The following is a 20,788-nucleotide window of genomic DNA, read 5'->3' as shown; positions in this document are numbered from 1 at the left end:
TTAAAAATACAGCTTAAACTTCATAATTTTAAGGTGAGTCTAAATGATATTAAAAGAAGCGATCGAAAAAGAGTTTAAAAACCTCTCCAAAGGGCAGCGGAAGGCCGCTAAATATTTACTGGATCACCCTAAGGAGTTTGCCGTGAAATCAGCGGGTGAGATTGGCAAGAGAATTGGGGTAAGCGAAACGACAGTCATCCGATTCTGCTATTCGATTCAGCTTTCCGGCTATTCGGAACTGCAGAAGATGGTAAGGGAACAGCTATTGAAGGCGAATAGCACGTTGGGGCAGTATTTTTCGAGCAAGGTGGAACTGGCCGAAAAACCGGAGTTCCTGGCAAGTGTGATGGAGAAGGATTGTCACCATATCAGGGAAACGATTCAGAATATAAGTCAGGATGATTTTGATGTTTTAGTGAAACGTTTGATAAAAACAAAAAAAGTCTATGTTACAGGATTGCGGTCTTCCTTTGCGGCAGCAAGCTGGCTTTCTTTTACCCTTGGGGTTGTAAGGGGGAATGCGAAGCTGATCCGGCCGGATACGGATGATCTGCTGCTGACGATCACTGAAATGGATGAAGAAGCGACATTCATTGCCATTTCATTCGACCGATACATGAAAGATACGATTAAAATGGCGGAACTGGCGAAAAAGCAGGGAGCATTTGTAATCGGCATTACGGATTCAGCAATCGCACCGATTAAAGAGCATGCTGACTTGCTCTTTCGAATCCATTCATCGGAAAAATCGACAATTGATGCGGCGCCAGCACTCTTTTCCTTTCTGAATGCGGTGATTGCGGGTGTGTCGATTCAAGATTGTGACCGATTTCAAACAAGGAAAGAGCAATATGAAAAGCTGGAAAGTGAACATTTTTTTATTCAGCCGGGAGGGAAGATGGTTTGAAGGTAATTATTGAAGAGATTAAACCTGTAATGGATACGGTTTTTAATCATTTGCACGAAAACCCGGAAGTGAGCTGGAGGGAATATAAAACCACTGAGTACTTGCAAGAATTCCTGGAATGCCGGGGATTCCAGGTTCAGCTGTTTGGGGATTGCACTGGTTTAGTTGTTGAAGTGGGTGAAGGGAGTCCATGCGTCGCGCTGAGAGCGGATATGGACGCACTTTGGCAGGAAGTGGACGGCAAGTTTCAGGCTAATCATTCGTGCGGACATGATGCCCACATGACAATGGGGGTTGGGGCCATGCTGCTGCTTCAAAAGGCAGGCCACCCTAAAAAAGGAAAACTGAAATTCATCTTCCAGCCGGCTGAAGAAAAGGGCACTGGTGCCTTGAAAATGATTGAGCATGGCGTGCTGGATGATGTGGATTATCTGTACGGTGTACATCTGAGGCCAATCCAGGAAATAAGGGATGGAGAAGCGTCTGCAGCCATATATCATGGAGCAGCAAGATTTGTGACCGGAGAAATTATCGGGGAAGATGCCCATGGCGCCCGCCCGCACCTTGGGCAGAATGCCATCGAGATCGGTGCTTCTTTCATCCATGAAATCAAAAATATTCATTTGGATCCGATGGTCCCGCACACGGCTAAGATGACCAAATTCCATGCCGGCAGTGACTCAGGCAATATCATTCCGGGAAAAGCTTCCTTTAGCCTGGATCTGAGGGCACAAACAAATGAAGTCATAAATGCACTGGGAGAAAAGATTGAAACGATCACAGAGTATTTATCCAAGCTGTATGGAGTCAAGATCAGCCTTGAGACGAAAGCGAATGTGGCAGCAGCTGAAGTGGATGATGAAGCTCAGCACTTTCTGGAGAAGGCTATAGTTGATGTCCTGGGTGCTGGCCGATTAAAGGAGCCAATCGTGACTTCGGGCGGGGAGGACTTCCATTTTTATACTCTCAAGAAGCCGAATATAAAGGCCACAATGCTCGGATTAGGCTGTGATTTAAAGCCTGGACTGCATCATCCGGACATGACGTTCAATCGGGAAGCAATTTACTCGGGAATGGAAATACTGGCCAAAGCCGTCATGGCCACTTTGGAAAAGGAGGAGTGAATATGGCTGCTGTGACAATGGATTTACGCATATTAAAGACAGCATCCGATATGGATCTTATTCAAAAGCTGGAGAAGACAATCTGGAATATGGCTCCCCTGCCGGTTCATCAAACCATCACAGCTGCCCAGAACGGAGGGCTGCTGCTCGGTGCATTTATAGAAGATAATCTTGTGGGATTCAGCTACGGATTTCCCGGTTTTCACAAGGGAAAAGGCTATTTATGCTCCCATATGCTGGGTATTCACCCTGACCACCAGGATAAGGGGATGGGGGCATTATTGAAGCAGAAGCAAAAAGAACTGGCTTCCGGTATGGGCTATGACCTGATCACCTGGACTTTTGATCCGCTTGAAAGCCGGAATGCTTACTTGAATCTTTCCAAGCTGAATGCGATTTGCTCCACTTATGTGGAGAATTGCTACGGAGATATGGATGACAGCCTGAATCATGGGCTGCCTACAGACCGTTTAAAGGCAGAATGGTGGATTACTAGTTCACATGTGGAGGAGCCATTGGGCATTGAAACAGCGACCGCACAGAATCCCTACGATTGGGGAATATCAGAGGACGACTTTCCTGTTTTATTAAATACTGAATGGGATGCTGCTGAAGGTCCAGTGTTTGTTCCGATTCCGGCAAACTTCCAGATGATTAAGAATAAGAATTTCGAGCTTGCGATCGATTGGCGCTTTAAAACAAGAAGGATTTTTCAGGAGTTATTTTCTAAAGGGTACGCTATGGCAGGATTTCAAAAAGGGCTGGATGGCCCTGTGCACTACTATGTATTAGTCCAGAGGAATCAGCTTAAACTCAACTAACAGGAAAAGGCGGGAATGAACATGAAAGTAACAGAAGTCGTATTGCGGCACATGAAGATGAGAATGAAAGCTCCATTTACAACAAGCTTCGGCACGTTTCAGGATAAAGAGTTTCTCTTGCTGGAAGCCAAGGACGAAAATGGTGTGAGCGGCTGGGGAGAATCTGTTGCCTTTCATTCACCATGGTATAACGAAGAAACGCTGAAAACGAACTGGCATATGCTTGAGGATTTCATCATTCCGAATCTATTAAACAAAGAAATGCAGCATCCTGATGAAGTTTCGGAAACTCTTTCCTACATACGGAAAAACAATATGGCGAAATCAGCATTTGAAGGGGCGGTTTGGGAGTTATATGCCAAGCGGAAGGGAATCCCGCTTGCAAAGGCCCTCGGCGGAACAGCGAATGAGATTGAGGTTGGCATCAGCATCGGGATTCAGGATAGTGTTAATGATCTGGTGAACCTTATTAGTGAATATGTAGAGGAAGGCTATAAGCGCATCAAAGTGAAAATCAAGCCAGGCTGGGATGTTGAGGTCATGAGGGAAGTGAGAAATCATTTCCCGAGCATAGCACTTATGGCTGATGCAAATTCAGCATACACCCTTGAAGATATCGAACTATTAAAACAGCTGGATGAATTCGGGTTAATGATGATCGAGCAGCCGCTTGCATCTGATGATATTATCGATCATGCAGTACTTCAGAGAGAACTCAGAACGCCTGTCTGCCTCGATGAAAGCATTCATTCCTATGAAGATGCCCGCAAGGCGATTGAGCTGGGAAGCTGCAAAATTATTAATATCAAAATCGGCCGGGTCGGCGGGCTGACAGAATCCAGGAAAATTCATGATCTCTGCCAGGAACGGGGCATCCCGGTATGGTGCGGAGGCATGCTGGAATCGGGAATCGGAAGGGCACACAATATTGCCTTAACTACACTATCAAACTTCATTATGCCAGGGGACACAGCCGCATCATCCCGATACTGGGAGAAGGATCTGATAGACCCTGAAGTAACTGTTGAAGATGGAATGATCAAGGTTCCTGGAAAACCAGGTCTGGGATATGGACCAAATTATGAAACCCTTAAACAGTTTACTGTTTTTGAAAAAAGCTTTTCTTAAGGGAGAAAGAATTCTCTCTTTCCCTTTTAAGAAAAGTTGTCAAAAAATTCAAATATCTAAAGGGGGATCATAATGAAAAAGAGTATTCAGATTGCTGGTGCTTTTATCGGGGTCATAGTCGGAGCGGGCTTTGCTTCGGGCCAGGAAATTTTGCAGTTTTTTACCGGCTTTGGCTGGATGGGGATAGGCGGTGCCATTCTGGCGACCATTTTCTTTGCTTTTCTGGGGATGAACTTAACACAGCTTGGAAGCCGTCTGCAGACAGATTCCCATAAAGATGTCATTTACCATATTTGCGGCAGATATCTTGGCATGGCGGTTGACTTCATCATTACCTTCTTCCTTTTTGGAGTGGCCGCTGTCATGCTTGCCGGATCGGGATCCATTTTTGAAGAGCAATTCGGGATTCCAAGCATGGCCGGCAATGTCATTATGGCTATATTAACGATCCTGACCGTTTGCCTGAATATCCAGAAAGTGATTTCGATTATCAGCCTGGTCACTCCATTTCTTTTAGTAATGGTAATTATCATTGGCGGTTATGCCCTAAGCACGATGGGGGTGGATTTATCAGAGGTACAGAAACTGGCGGAAAGCCAGACCCCTGCTGCTTCCAACTGGTTCATGGGCGGACTATTATATGTTTCCTACAATATTGCGGCTGGTGCTGCGATGCTGGCTGTCATGGGCGGAACCACTACAGATGAAAAGCAGGCAGGAATGGGAGGCATCCTTGGCGGTGCCGGTTTGGGAATTCTTATCTTAATTATCAATGCAGCTATGCTTGTAAAAATGGATATTGTGGGTGGCTCTGAGATGCCGATTCTTGCACTTGCCAATGAAATTTCACCGGTGTTTGGGTTATTGATGTTCGTTGTACTTCTTGGTATGATCTATAACACCGCTGTTGGTATGCTGTATGCCTTCACGGCCAGGATCGTGAAAAGGGAAAATCCTAAATTCAATCTATTTGCTGTATTATTTGGTGCAGCAGCGTTTGGAGCCAGTTTCGCAGGCTTCATTACGCTGGTAGGAACGGTTTATCCTTTGATGGGCTATTTAGGATTTACGCTTATTGCGGCGATTGTGCTTGCATGGCTGAGGGGGAAGCGGAAGGCTGCTGGGAGTATGGGTAATAGAGTTGCTTTTAAACAGTAGAAACTTTACTGATTCTTTAGAAAGCTCAGTTCTCCTGAGCTTTCTATACATTCTCACCTCATGGTTGTCTTACTGGATGGCATCCTATTCCTTAATAAAGATTGTATTCTCCACTCTCCGGTCCGCTTCCAGCTGAAGGAAAAGATACCCCCATCCCACGCAAAGCTTCTTTAGCTTGTGTCAGGTAATTTTCTGCCTGGTCCTGCCATCTGATGATCAAGCTCATAAACGCCTTATACTCAGGACCTGCATTTTCCTCCATGGTTTTTAGTCCTTCACGCACCTTTTTATCCTGATTTTCCGCATTCACGATGCAAGCTGCCAGTGTAGCGATAATCGTTTGCCTCTGCTCACCGTTCACAAGTCTATGGGCACATCCGACAGTGGTTACGCGGTGATACGAAGCCGGAACGAGGTGATTGTGCATTTCTGCATTTCCTTTTAAATCTTTGGTCTCAGGAATATGAAAAAGCTCAGAACTCATGGAACAAACCATTTCTTCAGCATATAAACTTTGCTGCAGCAGCGTTAAAATATCTCCCCAGCCAGTTGCCCGATAATATGGATAATAATAAGGATTCAATCGAACCATCTCCTTTTATGGATATTGGAACCCCATCATTATAGATATGTTTGTTAAGCGGTTGTCATGTCATCCTGGGAGGTGGCGGCCAGTCCAAATTAAGTTTATCTTTTAGAGATAAGAAGGGGCTAACGCACGAATCCCGTCCCCGATCTTCTTCACTCCAACTGCAATTTTCCGGTCCTCCACCTGAGAGACACTTAATCGAATTCTATTTTCCTTTAGATATTCTGGAAGATACATGGGTGCAGCATCCTGAACGAATACATTTTTCTTTTGGAGATGCTTCACAAGATGCTTTGCTTTCATTCTGCCCGGGAGGACAACTGTCGAATAGAATCCCGAATCCCCGCCAGTAAATGAAGTATTGGGAGGCAAATGCTCCAGGTATGCCTTTTTGAGGATGGTACCTTTCTTTTTGTATTGCCGCCGGAGTTTTTCAATATGGGCTTTAAACATACCGCTGCTCAAGTAAATCTCAAGTGCCCCCTGTGTGAGGACAGGTGTGTGGACATCCGCTGCAAATTTGGCCTGTGTAAAGCTTTTCATTAAGGCTTCTGGAAGAACTGCCAATCCTAATCGCAGGCCTGGCAGCAAAACTTTCGAAAAGCTTTTTGTGTAAATGACTCTTCCGGAAGAATCATAGGCAAACATTGGATGTGCCTTTTTTCTTGTATCAAGATCTCCCATATAGTCATCCTCCACTATGTAGACATCATATTTCTGAGCAAGATCGACCATATCCTTTTTTTCCTGGTTGGAGTAGCTGCAGCCTGTAGGATTTTGAAATCTGGAAACAGTGTAGAAAAACTTGATGTTTCTCACTCTGAATACCTTTTCTAAGTAATTGAGATCAATGCCTTTTTGGGTCACCTCGATGCCAATAGGCTTCAAGCCCCGGGATGTAATGGAATCTATGAAACTGAAGTGGGTTGGCTGTTCAACACAGATCCCGTTTTTATTATTGGGAAAAGGCAGTGAGACCAGGAGATCCAGAGCCTGCTGGGAACCTGATACAACAGCAATTCTTTCAGCTGGAGCAAAAACCTGCAGATCCTGAAGCTGAGCTGAAAGCTGTTGCCGAAGGCTGGGTAAACCAAGGGGATGGGAATACTGAAACATTTCCTCTTTATAAAGCTCAATTGCCTGATTCATACAATGCTGGTAATCACGGTATGGCATTTTGCTTTTATCCGGTCCTGCTGAGACAAAGTCAATGATCATAGGTTTTTGTTTTTTGGGCATATAAGTACCTACCGCAAAATAGCCGCTTTTTGGCACAGAGTAAATGAGGTGTGCCTTTTCCAATTCACTGTAAGCTTTCATTACTGTGTTAATGCTGCAGTTGAACTCTTTGGCAAACCTGCGGATGGAAGGGAGCTTTCCTCCGGCTTTCAAGCGTTTATCATCTAATCTGGATTGGATTTCTACTATGATTTCATTATATTTATTGCCCATGAATACACTCCTCTCGTGGATTTGTATGGGTACAGATGGACAAAACTGTTCTTTTCTGTATCCATCATGCTGTTTATAGTATAAGGGACAAATACAAGAGCTGACATCATGACTGAAATCCTATTTTATGAAGGGGGAAAAGAAGATGAAGTGGATGAGAAGAGCGGGTATTGCGGCCATTTCCATGTTATTGCTGCTGACGGGTACTGGTGCTGAGGCATTAGGCGGAAAGGAAAACACAAGGCATCTGCCCATTGAAGAAGCTTTTGCGGGAACAGAGGGCACTATGGTTCTCAAAAATCTTAAGAATGACAAGGTTTATGTCTACAACAAGGAGAGGAGCAAAGAGAGGATGACGCCTGAATCAACCTTTAAAGTCGCCAATGCCCTAATCGGACTGGAGACTGCCGCTGTAAGAGATGAATATGAAGTGAAAAGATGGGATGGAGTCGAGCGGGAATTCGACAGCTGGAACCGGGACCATTCGCTGGCTTCTGCCATGAGGGAATCAGCTATATGGTTTTACCAGGACCTGGCGAGAACGATTGGTGAAAAGAATATGCAGGAATACGTTTCAAAAATTCAGTACGGAAACCAGGACATATCAGGAGGAATTGATGCCTTTTGGCTGGACAGCAGCCTGAAAATTTCCGCAGAAGAGCAAGCTGATTTTATCGAAAAACTGGTTGAAGAAGACTTGCCTTTTTCACAAAAGAACCAAAAGACAGTCAAACGTATGATGATTCAGGATGAACAGGATCAGTTCATCCTGCATGGCAAAACAGGGACAAGGCTGTCTGACATGGGACTGGGCTGGTACGTTGGCTTTATTGAAACAGAGAAAGGCTCATGGGTGTTTTCGGTTAATATTGATGGAACAGGTACCGAGGCAAAAAATATTGCTGTGGAAGTGCTGAAGGAGAAAAAAATCATGAAAGACTGATGTTAGCGGATCCAGTGAAGGAAGGCATGTTCATTGTTTCCCTCACTGGACTTCAGCTGCAAATGTAAAAGAGGCTTTCCCATTTGGCCATTCTGCTAAGACTTCATAAATATAATTGCCTTTACTTGAAGGTACAGTGATTTGATGATCCTCCAGCTTGATTTCTTTTTCTTTCCCTGTTTCATTCCATAAGTACACTTTAATAACCGGTTCATCTTCAATCTTAATCCTAACTTTTTGGCCTGGTTTTATCATAATAGGTGTTATATGATCTGCCATCTGATTCGGTGATGCGTGATCTGTTGTCACAGTTTCCGTTTCCAGCCCTTTTTTTCTGACCCACTGTTCATTTCCTTTTTCCATTTGATAATCTGTTCCGTCCACTTCGGCAACCGCATTCATCGATGGAGGGAATTCAGCTTCTTCCCCAGCGTTAGTTGAGCATCCAATCATTATTATAAAAAGGGAATAAGTTAAACTCGCTTTTAACAATCGTTTTAAGCCCAAATTGCCACCCGCCTTTTTAGAGAACCTTATTAAAAACAGTTTAACCGAAAGAGGAAAAATTGCATATATGCGGAATTAATATAGGTACTGTCAATAGAAAGGAATCCTGAAATGACCCAAAATATATCCTTAATCCGTTCATCGAAATTACCGTCAGTTGATTATGCTTATGCATCCTATGTTCCTTCCGAAATGGACCTGTTTTTTATGGCGGGAGCATGCCCCCTTGATGCAACTGGCAGAGTGCCTGAGCAAAGCGGATATGAAGAACAGGCCAAGCTTTGTGTCGATAACTTGAAGTCAGCATTAAAGGAATGCGGTGCAGAATTAAAGGATGTGGCTTATACAAGAGTCCTCGTTGCATCCTCAGACCAGTCAGATTTGGTGACAGCCTGGCAGGCAGTTAGAGAAGAATTCGGCTCACATGATGTTCCAAGTACATTGTCCGGTGTAACCGTTTTGGGATATAGCGGTCAAGTAGTTGAGATAGAAGCGGTTGCGGCTTTATCCAAAGAATAAAAAAACTCTATTATGCCGAAAAAAATGCTCTAAGAGCTGTTCTTAGAGCATTTTTTTGGTATAAGTTCTGGAATTGAACATTCTTTAATTATTAGGGTTGTTTCTATTCACAGATTGCGGCTGTTGTTCAAGCCATCTATGCTTAACCTAAATTTTATAGCAAAGGGCACCTGCTTGGAATATTTAGTACCAATCTATCTAAATAAGAAACTTCTATATTTTAATTCAAGCCATCTTTTTCCATTATAAAACCTCACTTCCTATTTGTTTATACCGATCAGAATATCTGCATCTAACGTTACATGACTGCTGTTCCTGCTAATAAAAGAGTGAATGGCAGCCTGATTGGAATCCCAGGAAAGGGGAGACATCCGGGCTAAATACGGAAGTTTGCTTTCGTCCATTTTTCTTTCATCCGTCACATGAATCGTGTCGGTTAGGGTAAAATGCTTTCTAAAAAGGGAAACGATCTCATCATTTTTATATAAATTTTTTTCATTGCTTCCATAAAGGGAATTCCGCATTTCCTTTAAATGCCCTGTGCGCGGAACCGCCTTTATGATGAGCCCTTTTGAGGACAAAATTCTCTTAAATTCCTTGTAATTTGAAGGAGAGAAGAGATTCAGAATCATATTGAAGGACTGATCTGCTAAAGGAGATCTCGCCAGATCCCCTACAAGCCATATTTCATCTTTGTAATTTTTCGCAGCCTGTTCAATCCCGGCTTTCGAAATATCCACACCGACACCTGTCATCGTTCCAACCCTGGAATTCTCTAATATCTTTTTCAGATGCGAACCTTCACCGCATCCTGCATCAAGCATTAAGGATGGGGTGCTGGAATTTGCGAAATAGTCATGAATCACGGTTGAAATTTTATCATGAAGGGGATCAAAAAGTTCACTTTCCATGATAATTTTCTCTCTGGCTTTATATAAGGTTTTGCTGTAGCGGCTCTTGGCAGAATGATTAAGCATGTTCACATATCCATGCTTTGAAATATCATAGGTATGCCTGTTCGAACATAGGAGGCTTTTATATTGAACAAGCTTCAATGATTCTTTACAGAGAGGGCATCTTAGAGAATTACTGAACGTCCTAAACTTTGCAGCGATTGTTTGATTTACCATGTTTTCTCTTCCTTTCAACAAAAAAATCACAGGCATCTGCCTGTGATTCAGAGTAAAGGGAAGAAGCCCCATCCTAATTCGGCTGGGCTAATCAGAGCCGTCAGCTAATAAACCTTCCTGTTTCATGGAAGAGTTTAAGAGATATAAAAAAAGAAAGGCAAAAACCATGCCTTTCTCAATTTGCCAATTTCATTTGGCAGAATATGAAATAACATATTGACGCTATTCCATATAAATTGAAGATTATTAAAAAAGGACAGACTAATCCCATTTACTCTGCATACACAAACAGAGCCTTTGAACGTATTAAATTATTGGTTCAAAGCTGGGAATCGAAGTCTTATTGCGTATGTCATTTTTTAATAATCCTCCTTAAAGATAAAATACAGTTGTATTATAGTTGCTATTCTAAGATAAGTAAAGGTCCTATACAGAATTTTATAAAAGAGGGGAGGGAAGACTTAGCTTGAAATGGAGGAAAACCTATGAAAAAAAACTTTTACTGACGATTTTCATGGCACTTTCTATATCTCAGAGTAATGCATATGCACAATCCCTCTCATATCCCTGCAGCATTGTACTGAAGCCTGTAAATAAAATTCCCAATATTAGCGGCACAGCTTTAATAACAAAGGTAAAGAAACCGTATACGGAACAGCCTGGCAGCCCTGTAAGAGAACGAACCGGTGTTGGTATATACGCTGATTGGATGCCTCAGCCTTCTAACTTTGGAGATTATGATCAATATGAAGGGTTTGCCCAAATCCCAGGTGAAATAAGCTGGAGATTTAAAATGTATCCCGTTAAGGAAGATCAGCCCAGCTGGTTTGGCGGTTCGCCATGGGTGGGGAAATTTGATGAAATCTCAGCAGAACTATCTCCTGAAACGATCGTAAGCTTGAGGCTGTCCAATTCAAGGACCAATCGTCTGGGGCCGGCCGTTTTACAATTCACATTAAAGAGATGTGCAGAGTAAGAAGGATATTGTATAAAGAGTATTTAATACTTAGTGGGGGTGAAAAAACAAAAGACTATGAGGGAGAAGCGAATGATAGCAGAATTAGCAGAATTAAATCAATATGATATTCCCGGTCTAATAGATTTATCGGCATCGGTTGGATGGGATTATGATGAAAATGAAGTTAGAACACTTTTGGAATCGGGGAGAGTTTTCGGTCATAAGAATTCTGCAGGGAGAATTGTTTCTAGTTCAGCAATAATCCCCTATGACACTAAACTGGCGTCGATTGGCATGGTTATTGTCCATGAAGAATTCAGAGGATTAGGGCTGGCAATGGAAGCAGTCCGGAAATGTGCTGGAAGTATTACTGCGGATATGGCGGTAATGCTAATTGCAACGAAGGAAGGAAAGCCCCTTTATGAAAAAATGGGCTTCACAGCAGTGGATTATATAAGCAAATTTCTTTGTGATAAATTCGTCCCTGAAAATTTACAGGATCATGATGGTGTTTACATAGAAGACTTCAAGCAGTCTGATTTAGCCAAACTTGTTGATTTGGACGGGACTGCCGTTGGAGATAAGCGAAGCGTTTTTCTCCGCAATCGAATCAGCCAGTCCAAACAATGTCTTGTTGTTAAAAATAATAATGGAGAAATCATAGGATATGGATTATCCATACAAGGGCCAGTAAATTTAATACTCGGACCCATTGCAGCTCCAGATTCAGAAACAGCTGCTTTAATCGTAGAAAATTTGGCTTTACATCATAAAGGGAAGCTGCGTATTGATGTTCCAAAGGGAAGAACCGATTTTATGTCTTATTTGGATCGGTGCGGTTTTGTTAAAGCAAATACTCCCCCAGTCATGGTGAAAAATTCAGCAGCTATGCCGCAGAGGAACAATTCCTTATATGCTATTGCTTCGCAGGCTTTTGGATAGAGAAATGACGAAATTGGCTATGCGCAAATAAATATTTTTATCCGCAGATAAAATTGGGCTATGTGCAAGTAAAATATTTTATCCGCATGTAAATTTGGTCTATCCGCACGTCAATGTCAATAGCAGGTCAATAATGCTTATATAGTTTCTGAAAAGCGGCTGGGGAAAGCACAGTCTCCATGCAAAATCATAAAAAAACGGCTTAATCTCAGGATTAAAGCCGGTTTTTTATGTATTTATCTTTAATTATCGCCTAGATTATCAGCAGAGCCGTCCCTATAGTAATCAAAATGGCGCCTGCAATTGTATTCATCGCCGGTTTTTCTTTTAATATGATAAAGCTTAAAATCATTGTAAGCACAACACTGAACTTATCAATGGGATTGACAACACTAACCTTGCCGATGGCGAGAGCGCCGAAATAGCACAGCCAGGATAATCCGGTTGCGGCTCCGGAGAGGAAAAGAAATAGATAAGCCTTTTTGGATATTTTTTTTAGTTCCTTAAAGGTCCCTTGAAAAAACACAATTCCCCAGGCGAAAATAATGATGACCACAGTCCGGATGAAAGTAGCCACATTGGAGTCGACGTCTTCAATTCCTAACTTTGCTAAAATATTGGTGGCTGCAGCAAATACTGCAGACAATACCGCCAGGAAAATATACGATTTTGTATTGAATACTTTCCTTTTTGAAGTCTTCTTTCTGTCTTTGCCGATTAACACAAAGGTTCCAATGGAGATAATGACTCCCCCTGAAACAACTAAAGCTGTAGCGGGTTCTCTTAGAATAATAAATGATAACAGGATGGTTAAGACAACGCTCGACTTATCAATGGGCACTACTTTTGACACGTCGCCGATTTGAATGGCTTTAAAGAAACAAATCCATGATAAGCCGGTTGTCAGGCCTGAAAGAATGAGAAATATGTACGATTTAACAGAAATAGTCAAGATGCTTTCCGTTTCTCCCGTAATAACAACCATAAGATAGGCCATGATGACCACCACAATCGTCCGGACTGCAGTAGCTAAGTTGGAATCAACCTTTTCAATGCCAATTTTTGCGAGGATGGCTGTGAAGGATGCAAATACCGCGGCAAGCAGAGCTAAAATGATGCTCATAGACATGATCTCCATTTCTTCAATGGGTTTATTATATTTTATTTTGCTGAAGTGAATATAGAATATTCTCTGATTCCTTTAGTATACATTTAAAAAATTCTGTTTTTTTGCTGAGTATTCTATATTATAGTTTGATTAAGCAAGGAGGCAGGAAATGGATCAAATTGATAAAAGGAATCGCTTGAACGATGAACCATTTAGTTTTCGGCTAAATAAGAATAACACAGTATTTCTTGATTATAATGGAAAACAGGTGAAAATTCTAAAAGGGAAAGAGGCAGAGAAATTTCTAAAAAAAATGAATGATGCTGAAGAAGAAAAGAGCAGGCAATTAATCATGGCGAAGATAACGGGGAACTTTAAACGGGGAAATGAACGGTAATTGTTATGAGCTAAAACAGCAGTGTCAATTGGCACTGCTGTTTCTATTATTACGTAAACTCTACCTATGCTGGTCGAAAAGTATGGCGTTGCCATCCGGATCTTCGAGTGTAAAACTTGCAGGACCAGCGCCTGACTCATCTGCTTCGTTAATGATATGAACCCCTTGTTCCTTCAGCTGCTTTTGAAGATTCCGAATGTCAGTGAATCCCTCTAAATTTTCTGCATTTTGGTTCCAGCCAGGGTTAAATGTAAGAATGTTTTTCTCGAACATCCCTTGGAATAGACCTATTACACAGCTTGCATTCTTTAAGATCAGCCAATTTTGAGAGATATCCCCGCCTAATGCTTCAAAACCAAGTTTTTCGTAAAATTCTTTTGACTTCTTAATGTCTTTAACAGTTAAACTTACTGAAAATGCTCCTAGTTTCATAGTTCCTCCAAGGGTTTAATTTTTATATAATTCAGACAATACAATTTGAGTTTAATCGAAGCCATTTTATAAAGCAATAGAGTTGCCATTAAAAAAGCGGCTGGGACCGCTTTTTAATAAAGTCTTCTTCTCCGAAACCGGCTGCAGGTAAAATCGGTTTGGATTTTCATATAAATATAAATAATCGCCGCAATTGTTCCTTCTTCGCCGTGCCTGTTTGTCTTTGGCTTCAGACATCTCAGGAATTCCCGGTCACAGCTGCATTTCGATCTACCGTTTGCCCAGCATTTATCATGTGCCATGCAGCAGGCATCCACGCCGTTAATAGGGGCATCTGGTCCGCTGCATCCGGGACCGCACCATCTGTAGCCGGGGAACAGGCAAGGAATCTGTTTTTTTCTCCTCAATAGTATCCCCCTTTTTATATCAATTTAATTATAGATATGGCAGAACCCTGCTAGAGGTGTGGTTACTTATCTACTAAATGAAGATTGTTTTCTGATTAAGGGCAGGGGCCCATACCCCATAGGCACCTGACGCATATCCTTAACTGTAGACAAATACAGAGGAGGAGTTCCGTTTGGATTATCAATATCAGCACATGCCAGTGGCACAGGAGTATGTTCCTCACAATGGCATGTATTTCACTGACCAACGAGTTCGGCCCCGATTTGGATTCGGGAGACCAGGATTTGGGTTTGGCCGGCCGGGATTCGGATTTGGAGGACCTGGATTTGGACTGGGGCTTGGATTTTTAGGGGGCCTGGCGACAGGAGCCTTGCTGGCACCTGGGCCAGGATTTGGATATCCTTACTATCCTTACTATCCTTACCCGCCATACCCGTATCCGCCATACCCTTACTATTACTAAAGGAAGAGAGCTTTGTCCTGGGGCAGGGCTCTCTTTTTAATTGATTTAATTTTCAGAATTGTATAATATGAAATAACGATAGGAGTGTGAAAGTATGATTAAACAAGTTGGACAAATAATGCTATACGTAAACAATCAGGATGAAGCAGTGAAATTTTGGACTGAAAAAGCCGGATTTCACGTAAAAGACGAAGAAGATAATGGCCAGGGAATGAGATGGATCGAAGTGGCACCATCGAAGGAGGCGGAAACTAGCATCATACTGCACAACAAGGAATGGGTAGAGAAGATGTCGCCGGGATTAAATCTGGGCACCCCTTCATTGATGTTCTTCACGGAAAATATTGAGCAGCTGTATAGCGACTTTTCAAACAAGAATATTACCGTTGGAGAAATGGTAGACATGCCTTCCGGCCGGGTTTTTAACTTTGCGGATGGAGAAGAAAATTACTATGCTGTGATGGAGAAAAAGTGAGAAAGGGATTGAAAGTAAATTAAGAGGTATATAGTTGAAACAAATTATTGCTCTTGGAGGCGGAGGGTTTTCTATGGAGCCCGCCAATCCATTTTTAGATGAGTATATACTGAGACAGTCTGGCAAACCGAATCCCAGGATCTGTTTTGTTCCTACAGCAAGTGGGGATTCCGACCAATATACAAACAGATTCTATCATTCTTTTGAAAAAATGCCCTGTCAGCCATCCCATTTATCTTTATTTAAACCGGCAAGGCTTTATTCTGAAGAAAGATATTATTTATGCTGGCGGAGGCAGCACGAGAAATCTCGTATCTTTATGGAAGGAATGGGGATTAGATGCTGTGCTTAAGAAAGCATGGAATCAAGGGATTATTCTGGCTGGCATAAGCGCCGGCTCTTTATGCTGGTTTGAAGAAGGCGTTACAAATTCCTTTGGGGATGAAAAGCTGGATCCGTTAAAATGTTTAGGATTTTTAAAAGGCAGTAATTGTCCTTATTATGATGGTGAATTAAATAGAAGGCCTTCCTATCATCGATTATTGTCTGAGAACAATATCAAAGCTGGTATAGCGGCAGATGATGGAGCTGTCATTCACTTCATAGACCAGGATATTCTGAAGATTGTCAGCTAAAGGCCTGATGCAAGGGCATATAGAGTTTATTTTGATGGAGAGGTAAAAGAGGAAGTGCTTGTAGCTGAATTCTTAGGATAACAACTTACGGGAATAGCGTACAAAAAATCGTCAGGACCACTAATCTGAACAGTTTCTCAAGCATTCCGCCAGCTCCTTTCGATTGGTAAGCATAGTTTTATTATACGTGTCCTTTATTAATAGAATATAATTGGCCTGTAAAGTTTTTGTTAAGTGTAATTTAGGGGTGCGCCGGCATCCCTTTTCCTATGTTTCTGAAGCATCTCTATTTCCTCTATTTTCATGGTTTTGATATTCTTAAGGCAAAGGGGGAAGAGGAATGAACAAAGTCTATCTCGATTACAATGCAAGCACACCTTTGGCATCGGAAGTTGTAGATGTCATGAATCCGCTGCTGACGGACTTTTATGGAAATCCTTCCGCTCTGCACTGGGCTGGGCAACCAGTAAAAGAGAAGCTGGTGAATGCAAGAAAACAGGTAGCTGGCTTGTTGTCATGTTTGCCGGAAGAGGTTATTTTTACAAGCGGCGGAAGTGAAGCGAATAATTTGGCATTAAAGGGTTATTATTTCAAGCACCAGCAAAAAGGCAAACATATTATTACGTCTAAAATCGAGCATCCTGCCATCGTGGAGCCCCTGAAATTTCTGGAGCGCCTGGGTGCTGAAATCACCATGGTGGATGTGGATGCATATGGGCTGGTTTCTACTGAGGCTATTGAAGATGCCATTCGGGAAGATACAATCCTGATCACCATGATGCATTCAAACAATGAAGTGGGGACCCTTCAGCCGATCGAAGAAATAGGGGAAATCGCCAGAAGACACAGGATCACTTTTCATACCGATGCGTCTCAATCTATGGGCAAGGTAACTGTTGATGTTAATCAACTGAATGTGGATATGCTCACAATAGCGGGCCATAAATTGTATGCCCCAAAAGGAATTGGCGCCTTATATATCAGAAAAGGCATTGAGCTGGAGCCGCTGATTCATGGGGCTGGGCACGAGTTTGGATTGCGTGCAGGAACAGAGAACACTCTGCTTGCAGCCGGGCTCGGAAAAGCATGTGAGCTGGCTCAGGAACAGGTCTGGGACCGGAAGATTGCAGACTTAACGAATTATTTTTGGGGTCAATTGAAGGAGGCATTTGGTGATGGAGTTGTCCTTAACGGCCATGAAGAAAAACGGCTTCCGAATACTCTGAATGTCAGTTTTATCAATCGGGTTGGACAGGACATTTTATCCGCCATTCCACAGCTTGCTGCCTCTACAGGGTCAGCCTGCCATTCAGGCAAAGTGGAATTGTCCCCTGTTTTAAAAGAAATGAAGATTCCTGAAAAGGTTGGAATGGGTGCTGTCAGATTCAGTCTAGGAAGATATACGGTAAAAGAGGAACTCGATCAGGTGATTTCCTGGCTGAAAGAAAAGATCTAGGCTGCCGTTTATTCCGCTGAAAAGACACCGGCAATTTGCAGAAGATCATCCGAAAAAATGCAATACATATCCGTATCGCCGGCTTCAATGGCCATTTTCCGTACGGCAATCCCATCGTAGCCTTTCTTTACAAGACTTTTGCGAAATTCGGCATTGGCTTCATCTTTATTTAGTAAGATCGCCTTATCTTTCCAGGTAAGGTGTCTTTTTTTTGTGCTTGCATAGTCACAATAGGGGTCCCGCTCATTCATGAAATGCTCATAGGAATCGTAGTCCTTTAAAATCGGTTCATCTATATATACTTTATAAACAAATCCCGGGACTTGTTTGTCATATTCAACCACTTTCGGCAAACCATCTTCCCAAAACTCAGTGTCCGATTTTTCGATAACGGTTTCTGTCCCGAAGGCAAAGGACTTAGCAGATTCAAAATCTGATGAAAGCCAAATGCCAATCGTATCGAACTCTTTCATTGATTTTTGAATAGCGTGCTCTTTATGAAAGTGATCAAATTTCCTAATTGAACCGTGATAAACGATCAAATGAAACACCTCCCATTAATAGGATGTCCGATATTTGATCTGTTATGAATGATGAAACATGAACCCCTGTTTTAATAAAAAATTTCTTTTTTATTTCAGCACTTTGGAAATAATAAAATAAAAAGAGGGACGTGGAGCCAATGAGTGATAATCAAAATACGGAATTAACGGCAGCTGAAATAGCGCAATTATGGTCGGCTTATTTGAACAGCAGCATGTGTAATTGTATTTTCACATACTTTTTAAATGTTATTGAAGACCGGGAACTACAGTCCATGCTTGAGGATAGTATTCAACTGACTGACAAACATTTACAGAGACTGACGGGCTTTTTTGAAAACGAAGGGTTATCCGTGCCCCATGGATTTAAACCTGAAGAGGATATAAGAGAAAATGCTCCACAGTTGTTTTCGGAAAATTTTTCCCTGCATTTCTTTTACAATATTGCCATGTTTGCTGTCAATTTTTATGCGCTGTCCAAAACACTTTCCGTCCGATCTGATATCGAGGAATACTTTAATAATTGTTTGATGGAAATTAATGAATATGAAACAAAGCTAAAAAAAATGCTGTTGAACAGAGGCTTATATATGAGATCCCCTCATGTCATTCCAGTGAAAGAAACCAGCTTTGTTGAAAGCAAAAAATTCATGGGTGGCTTGTTTGGTGATAAAAGGCCGCCGAATGTTATTGAAATTACAAATATTTATATGAATTTAAAAAGGAATGCCATGGGAAAAACGATTATGGTGGGATTTAGCCAGGTCGCCCAATCGAAGGAAGTTGGCCAATTCATGGCAAGGGGCAGGGATATAGCAGCAAAGCATACAAAAGTATTTGCCGGGTTGCTCGAAGAAAGTTATTTGCCTGTTAGTATGTCTTGGGATATGGAAGTAACAGATTCCACTGTCCCACCCTTTTCAGATAAGCTAATGATGTTTATGACGACATCCCTCATTGCTCTTAGTGCAGGGATTTATGCCACAAGTGCAGCTTCAAGTGCACGAAAGGATATTTCGGTTAATTACATTCGCTTGGCCGCTGAAATTGCTAATTTTGCTGAAGATGGAGCAAACATTCTGATCAAAAATGGCTGGTTCGAGGAGCCGCCGCATCCGGCAGATCATGATGAACTGGCAAATATATAATCGCTGAAGGCTGGGGAAGGGACTTAACCTTTTCCAGCCTTTTTTGATTTCTTTAGTAATTGTAATTCCACTTGCTTGAAGATTTAAAAAAGTCTGCAGGGCGGTGAAAACCAGCAATTTGTATTCTGTTTTTTTCTGCTGACAAAAGATAATTTAGCCGGCAGAACTAGTTGCCCTTGGCGTGTTGAATAACATCAATGGAAGGTTTTGCAACACTAAGCTGGCGTTCAACGCACATGCGAATCATCGGAAATTAGTATGTCAGCTGATACCGGTTTGAGATGGATCTCAAGAGTAAAAGGTGAATAAACACGAAAAGGGCAGAGTACCGGAAGAAATGGTAACCTCGTAATGAATAACGACGAAAATAGGAGAGCGCCGTAAGAAAAGGTAGTTAATCGTAATGAATAAAGACGAAAAAGGCAGAGTGCCGTAAGAAATGGTAGTTAATCAGAAGGAATAACGACGAAAAGGGCAGAGCGCCGTAAGAAAAGGTAGTTAATCAGAAGGAATAACGACGAAAAAGGCAGAGCACCGTAAGAAATGGTAGTTAATCAGAAGGAATAACGACGAAAAGGGCAGAGCGCCGTAAGAAATGGTAGTTAATCGTAATGAATAACGACGAAAAAAGCAGAGTGCCGTAAGAAATGGTAGTTAATCAGAAGGAATAACGACGAAAAGAGGAGAGCATCGTAAGAAATGGCAGTTAATCGTAATGAATAACGACGAAAAAGGCAGAGTGCCGTAAGAAATGGTAGTTAATCAGAAGGAATAACGACAAAAAGGGCAGAGCGCCGTAAGAAATGGCAGTTAATCATAAGGAATAACGACGAAAAAGGCAGAGTGCCGTAAGAAATGGTAGTTAATCAGAAGGAATAACGACTAAAAGAGGAGAGCATCGAAAGAAATGGTAGTAAATCATAAGGAATAACAACGAAAACGGCAGAGCACCGTAAGAAATGGCAGTTAATCGTAATGAGTAACGACGAAAAAGGCAGAGTGCCGTAAGAAATGGTAGTTAATCAGAAGGAATAACGACGAAAAAGGCAGAGTGCCGTAAGAAATGGTAGTTAATCAGAAGGAATAACGACGAAAAGAGGAGAGCGCCGTAAGAAATGGTAGTTAATCGTAATGAATAACGACGAAAAAGGCAGAGCGCCGTAAGAAATGGTAGTTAATTGTAATGAACGACAAAAAGGGCAATGCGCCGGAAGAAGTGGTAGTTAATCAGAAGAAATAACGACAAAAAGGGCAGAGCACCGGAAAAAATGGTAGTAAATCGTAAGGAATAACGACGAAAAGGGCAGAATGCCGTAAGAAATGGTAGTTAATCAGAAGAAATAATGACGAAAAGAGGAGAGCGCCGCAACAAATGGTAGTGAATCGCAATAAATTATCACGAAAAGGCAGTTAAACATAATCAACAGCGACCAACAATGTACAATTTAATACGGGTGTTAATCCCACCAAATCGACCCTTAAGCTTTTTCCGTGTAAAATAAAACGCCACCTACTATACTAAAGAGGAATATACTGTATTGGAGGA

General features: G+C 42.0%; 23 protein-coding genes and 1 pseudogene. 15 read left to right on the top strand and 9 right to left on the bottom strand.

The window, feature by feature from the left end:
• Positions 1–43: 43 nt before the first annotated feature.
• The 5 genes from ACR42H_RS14770 to ACR42H_RS14750 all read left to right on the top strand — a co-directional run bounded on the left by ACR42H_RS14770 (position 44) and on the right by ACR42H_RS14750 (position 5,138).
• A complete protein-coding gene (locus ACR42H_RS14770) occupies positions 44–907 on the top strand; it encodes a MurR/RpiR family transcriptional regulator (RefSeq protein ID WP_436371436.1) in 864 nt (287 codons plus the stop codon).
• Complete coding sequence (locus tag ACR42H_RS14765; protein ID WP_436371434.1) at positions 904–2,031, top strand: M20 peptidase aminoacylase family protein; 1,128 nt, start codon at positions 904–906, stop codon at positions 2,029–2,031. The genes ACR42H_RS14770 and ACR42H_RS14765 overlap by 4 nt, the downstream gene beginning before the upstream one ends.
• A 2-nt stretch (positions 2,032–2,033) precedes the next feature.
• Positions 2,034–2,852, top strand: coding sequence for a GNAT family N-acetyltransferase (locus ACR42H_RS14760; RefSeq protein WP_436371432.1), 819 nt, complete (start codon positions 2,034–2,036; stop codon positions 2,850–2,852).
• 21 nt (positions 2,853–2,873) lie between these two features.
• The gene (gene menC, locus ACR42H_RS14755) at positions 2,874–3,980 is read left to right on the top strand and encodes an o-succinylbenzoate synthase (RefSeq protein ID WP_113884797.1); all 1,107 of its coding nucleotides are present in this window, start codon (positions 2,874–2,876) and stop codon (positions 3,978–3,980) included.
• 72 nt (positions 3,981–4,052) lie between these two features.
• Complete coding sequence (locus ACR42H_RS14750; RefSeq protein ID WP_113884798.1) at positions 4,053–5,138, top strand: YkvI family membrane protein; 1,086 nt, start codon at positions 4,053–4,055, stop codon at positions 5,136–5,138.
• Positions 5,139–5,229: 91 nt separating this feature from the next.
• Here ACR42H_RS14750 and ACR42H_RS14745 read toward each other — a convergent pair whose 3' ends face one another.
• Positions 5,230–5,730, bottom strand: coding sequence for a hypothetical protein (locus tag ACR42H_RS14745; protein ID WP_436371430.1), 501 nt, complete (start codon positions 5,728–5,730; stop codon positions 5,230–5,232).
• Between the two features lie 102 nt (positions 5,731–5,832).
• A complete protein-coding gene (locus ACR42H_RS14740) occupies positions 5,833–7,179 on the bottom strand; it encodes a PLP-dependent aminotransferase family protein (protein ID WP_436371428.1) in 1,347 nt (448 codons plus the stop codon).
• A gap of 184 nt (positions 7,180–7,363) precedes the next feature.
• On the opposite strand from ACR42H_RS14740, the gene blaOXA reads away from it, so the two are divergent.
• Positions 7,364–8,122 carry a class D beta-lactamase gene (blaOXA, locus tag ACR42H_RS14735; protein WP_436376945.1) on the top strand — a complete coding sequence of 253 codons (759 nt, stop codon included), beginning with the start codon at positions 7,364–7,366 and terminating at the stop codon, positions 8,120–8,122.
• A 42-nt stretch (positions 8,123–8,164) separates the two neighbouring features.
• Here the strand turns inward: blaOXA and ACR42H_RS14730 are convergent, their stop codons facing one another.
• The gene (locus tag ACR42H_RS14730; protein WP_436371426.1) at positions 8,165–8,524 is read right to left on the bottom strand and encodes a hypothetical protein; all 360 of its coding nucleotides are present in this window, start codon (positions 8,522–8,524) and stop codon (positions 8,165–8,167) included.
• A gap of 216 nt (positions 8,525–8,740) precedes the next feature.
• Between ACR42H_RS14730 and ACR42H_RS14725 the strand changes: the two genes are divergently transcribed.
• Positions 8,741–9,148: a RidA family protein gene (locus ACR42H_RS14725; RefSeq protein WP_436371424.1), complete on the top strand. Its 408-nt coding sequence runs from the start codon at positions 8,741–8,743 to the stop codon at positions 9,146–9,148.
• Positions 9,149–9,408: 260 nt separating this feature from the next.
• On the opposite strand, the gene ACR42H_RS14720 is transcribed toward ACR42H_RS14725, so the two are convergent.
• Entirely contained in the window at positions 9,409–10,278 is an 870-nt protein-coding gene (locus ACR42H_RS14720) for a putative RNA methyltransferase (protein WP_436371422.1), read from the bottom strand.
• Between the two features lie 311 nt (positions 10,279–10,589).
• On the bottom strand, positions 10,590–10,634 hold the full coding sequence (locus ACR42H_RS14715; protein ID WP_113884847.1) for an erythromycin resistance leader peptide: 45 nt from the start codon (positions 10,632–10,634) through the stop codon (positions 10,590–10,592).
• 158 nt (positions 10,635–10,792) lie between these two features.
• Here ACR42H_RS14715 and ACR42H_RS14710 point away from each other — a divergent pair, with 158 nt between their 5' ends.
• Both ACR42H_RS14710 and ACR42H_RS14705 read left to right on the top strand, forming a co-directional pair.
• Complete coding sequence (locus ACR42H_RS14710; protein ID WP_436376943.1) at positions 10,793–11,254, top strand: hypothetical protein; 462 nt, start codon at positions 10,793–10,795, stop codon at positions 11,252–11,254.
• A 72-nt stretch (positions 11,255–11,326) separates the two neighbouring features.
• Positions 11,327–12,178 carry a GNAT family N-acetyltransferase gene (locus ACR42H_RS14705; protein ID WP_436371420.1) on the top strand — a complete coding sequence of 284 codons (852 nt, stop codon included), beginning with the start codon at positions 11,327–11,329 and terminating at the stop codon, positions 12,176–12,178.
• Between the two features lie 253 nt (positions 12,179–12,431).
• Here ACR42H_RS14705 and ACR42H_RS14700 read toward each other — a convergent pair whose 3' ends face one another.
• Positions 12,432–13,301 (bottom strand): EamA family transporter, encoded by an 870-nt coding sequence (locus tag ACR42H_RS14700; RefSeq protein ID WP_436371418.1) that lies wholly within the window; start codon positions 13,299–13,301, stop codon positions 12,432–12,434.
• A gap of 154 nt (positions 13,302–13,455) precedes the next feature.
• Between ACR42H_RS14700 and ACR42H_RS14695 the strand changes: the two genes are divergently transcribed.
• Entirely contained in the window at positions 13,456–13,683 is a 228-nt protein-coding gene (locus ACR42H_RS14695) for a hypothetical protein (RefSeq protein WP_113884808.1), read from the top strand.
• 60 nt (positions 13,684–13,743) lie between these two features.
• On the opposite strand, the gene ACR42H_RS14690 is transcribed toward ACR42H_RS14695, so the two are convergent.
• Both ACR42H_RS14690 and ACR42H_RS14685 read right to left on the bottom strand, forming a co-directional pair.
• A complete protein-coding gene (locus tag ACR42H_RS14690) occupies positions 13,744–14,115 on the bottom strand; it encodes a VOC family protein (protein ID WP_436371415.1) in 372 nt (123 codons plus the stop codon).
• Positions 14,116–14,228: 113 nt separating this feature from the next.
• Positions 14,229–14,522, bottom strand: a complete 294-nt coding sequence (locus ACR42H_RS14685) for a phospholipase (RefSeq protein ID WP_113884810.1) — start codon at positions 14,520–14,522, stop codon at positions 14,229–14,231.
• Between the two features lie 173 nt (positions 14,523–14,695).
• Here ACR42H_RS14685 and ACR42H_RS14680 point away from each other — a divergent pair, with 173 nt between their 5' ends.
• The 4 genes and pseudogenes from ACR42H_RS14680 (at position 14,696) to ACR42H_RS14665 (ending at position 17,552) form a co-directional block, all read left to right on the top strand.
• On the top strand, positions 14,696–14,986 hold the full coding sequence (locus ACR42H_RS14680) for a hypothetical protein (RefSeq protein WP_436371413.1): 291 nt from the start codon (positions 14,696–14,698) through the stop codon (positions 14,984–14,986).
• A gap of 94 nt (positions 14,987–15,080) precedes the next feature.
• A complete protein-coding gene (locus ACR42H_RS14675; RefSeq protein ID WP_436371411.1) occupies positions 15,081–15,461 on the top strand; it encodes a VOC family protein in 381 nt (126 codons plus the stop codon).
• 34 nt (positions 15,462–15,495) lie between these two features.
• Positions 15,496–16,177: pseudogene (locus tag ACR42H_RS14670) on the top strand (Type 1 glutamine amidotransferase-like domain-containing protein).
• A gap of 259 nt (positions 16,178–16,436) precedes the next feature.
• Positions 16,437–17,552 (top strand): cysteine desulfurase family protein, encoded by a 1,116-nt coding sequence (locus tag ACR42H_RS14665; protein WP_436371409.1) that lies wholly within the window; start codon positions 16,437–16,439, stop codon positions 17,550–17,552.
• Positions 17,553–17,560: 8 nt separating this feature from the next.
• Here ACR42H_RS14665 and ACR42H_RS14660 read toward each other — a convergent pair whose 3' ends face one another.
• Positions 17,561–18,103, bottom strand: coding sequence for a hypothetical protein (locus tag ACR42H_RS14660; RefSeq protein ID WP_395858198.1), 543 nt, complete (start codon positions 18,101–18,103; stop codon positions 17,561–17,563).
• Between the two features lie 131 nt (positions 18,104–18,234).
• Here ACR42H_RS14660 and ACR42H_RS14655 point away from each other — a divergent pair, with 131 nt between their 5' ends.
• Positions 18,235–19,242 carry a DUF3231 family protein gene (locus ACR42H_RS14655; protein WP_113884815.1) on the top strand — a complete coding sequence of 336 codons (1,008 nt, stop codon included), beginning with the start codon at positions 18,235–18,237 and terminating at the stop codon, positions 19,240–19,242.
• The last annotated feature ends 1,546 nt before the right edge of the window (positions 19,243–20,788 follow it).

It is taken from the genome of Cytobacillus sp. BC1816 (assembly GCF_051353635.1).
Lineage (GTDB): Bacteria > Bacillota > Bacilli > Bacillales > Cytobacillaceae > Cytobacillus > Cytobacillus oceanisediminis_C.
The sequence above is the reverse complement of the archived record's forward strand: the minus strand, read 5'-3'. Positions and strand labels throughout refer to the sequence as shown.

Coding starts and splice junctions, on each gene's coding strand:
- ACR42H_RS14770 (WP_436371436.1), top strand. CDS start 44: ATGATATTAAAAGAAGCGATCGAAAAAGAGTTTAAAAACCTCTCCAAA.
- ACR42H_RS14760 (WP_436371432.1), top strand. CDS start 2,034: ATGGCTGCTGTGACAATGGATTTACGCATATTAAAGACAGCATCCGAT.
- menC (WP_113884797.1), top strand. CDS start 2,874: ATGAAAGTAACAGAAGTCGTATTGCGGCACATGAAGATGAGAATGAAA.
- ACR42H_RS14750 (WP_113884798.1), top strand. CDS start 4,053: ATGAAAAAGAGTATTCAGATTGCTGGTGCTTTTATCGGGGTCATAGTC.
- ACR42H_RS14745 (WP_436371430.1), bottom strand. CDS start 5,730: ATGGTTCGATTGAATCCTTATTATTATCCATATTATCGGGCAACTGGC.
- ACR42H_RS14740 (WP_436371428.1), bottom strand. CDS start 7,179: ATGGGCAATAAATATAATGAAATCATAGTAGAAATCCAATCCAGATTA.
- blaOXA (WP_436376945.1), top strand. CDS start 7,364: ATGTTATTGCTGCTGACGGGTACTGGTGCTGAGGCATTAGGCGGAAAG.
- ACR42H_RS14730 (WP_436371426.1), bottom strand. CDS start 8,524: ATGAATGCGGTTGCCGAAGTGGACGGAACAGATTATCAAATGGAAAAA.
- ACR42H_RS14725 (WP_436371424.1), top strand. CDS start 8,741: ATGACCCAAAATATATCCTTAATCCGTTCATCGAAATTACCGTCAGTT.
- ACR42H_RS14720 (WP_436371422.1), bottom strand. CDS start 10,278: ATGGTAAATCAAACAATCGCTGCAAAGTTTAGGACGTTCAGTAATTCT.
- ACR42H_RS14710 (WP_436376943.1), top strand. CDS start 10,793: ATGGCACTTTCTATATCTCAGAGTAATGCATATGCACAATCCCTCTCA.
- ACR42H_RS14705 (WP_436371420.1), top strand. CDS start 11,327: ATGATAGCAGAATTAGCAGAATTAAATCAATATGATATTCCCGGTCTA.
- ACR42H_RS14700 (WP_436371418.1), bottom strand. CDS start 13,301: ATGAGCATCATTTTAGCTCTGCTTGCCGCGGTATTTGCATCCTTCACA.
- ACR42H_RS14695 (WP_113884808.1), top strand. CDS start 13,456: ATGGATCAAATTGATAAAAGGAATCGCTTGAACGATGAACCATTTAGT.
- ACR42H_RS14690 (WP_436371415.1), bottom strand. CDS start 14,115: ATGAAACTAGGAGCATTTTCAGTAAGTTTAACTGTTAAAGACATTAAG.
- ACR42H_RS14675 (WP_436371411.1), top strand. CDS start 15,081: ATGATTAAACAAGTTGGACAAATAATGCTATACGTAAACAATCAGGAT.
- ACR42H_RS14665 (WP_436371409.1), top strand. CDS start 16,437: ATGAACAAAGTCTATCTCGATTACAATGCAAGCACACCTTTGGCATCG.
- ACR42H_RS14655 (WP_113884815.1), top strand. CDS start 18,235: ATGAGTGATAATCAAAATACGGAATTAACGGCAGCTGAAATAGCGCAA.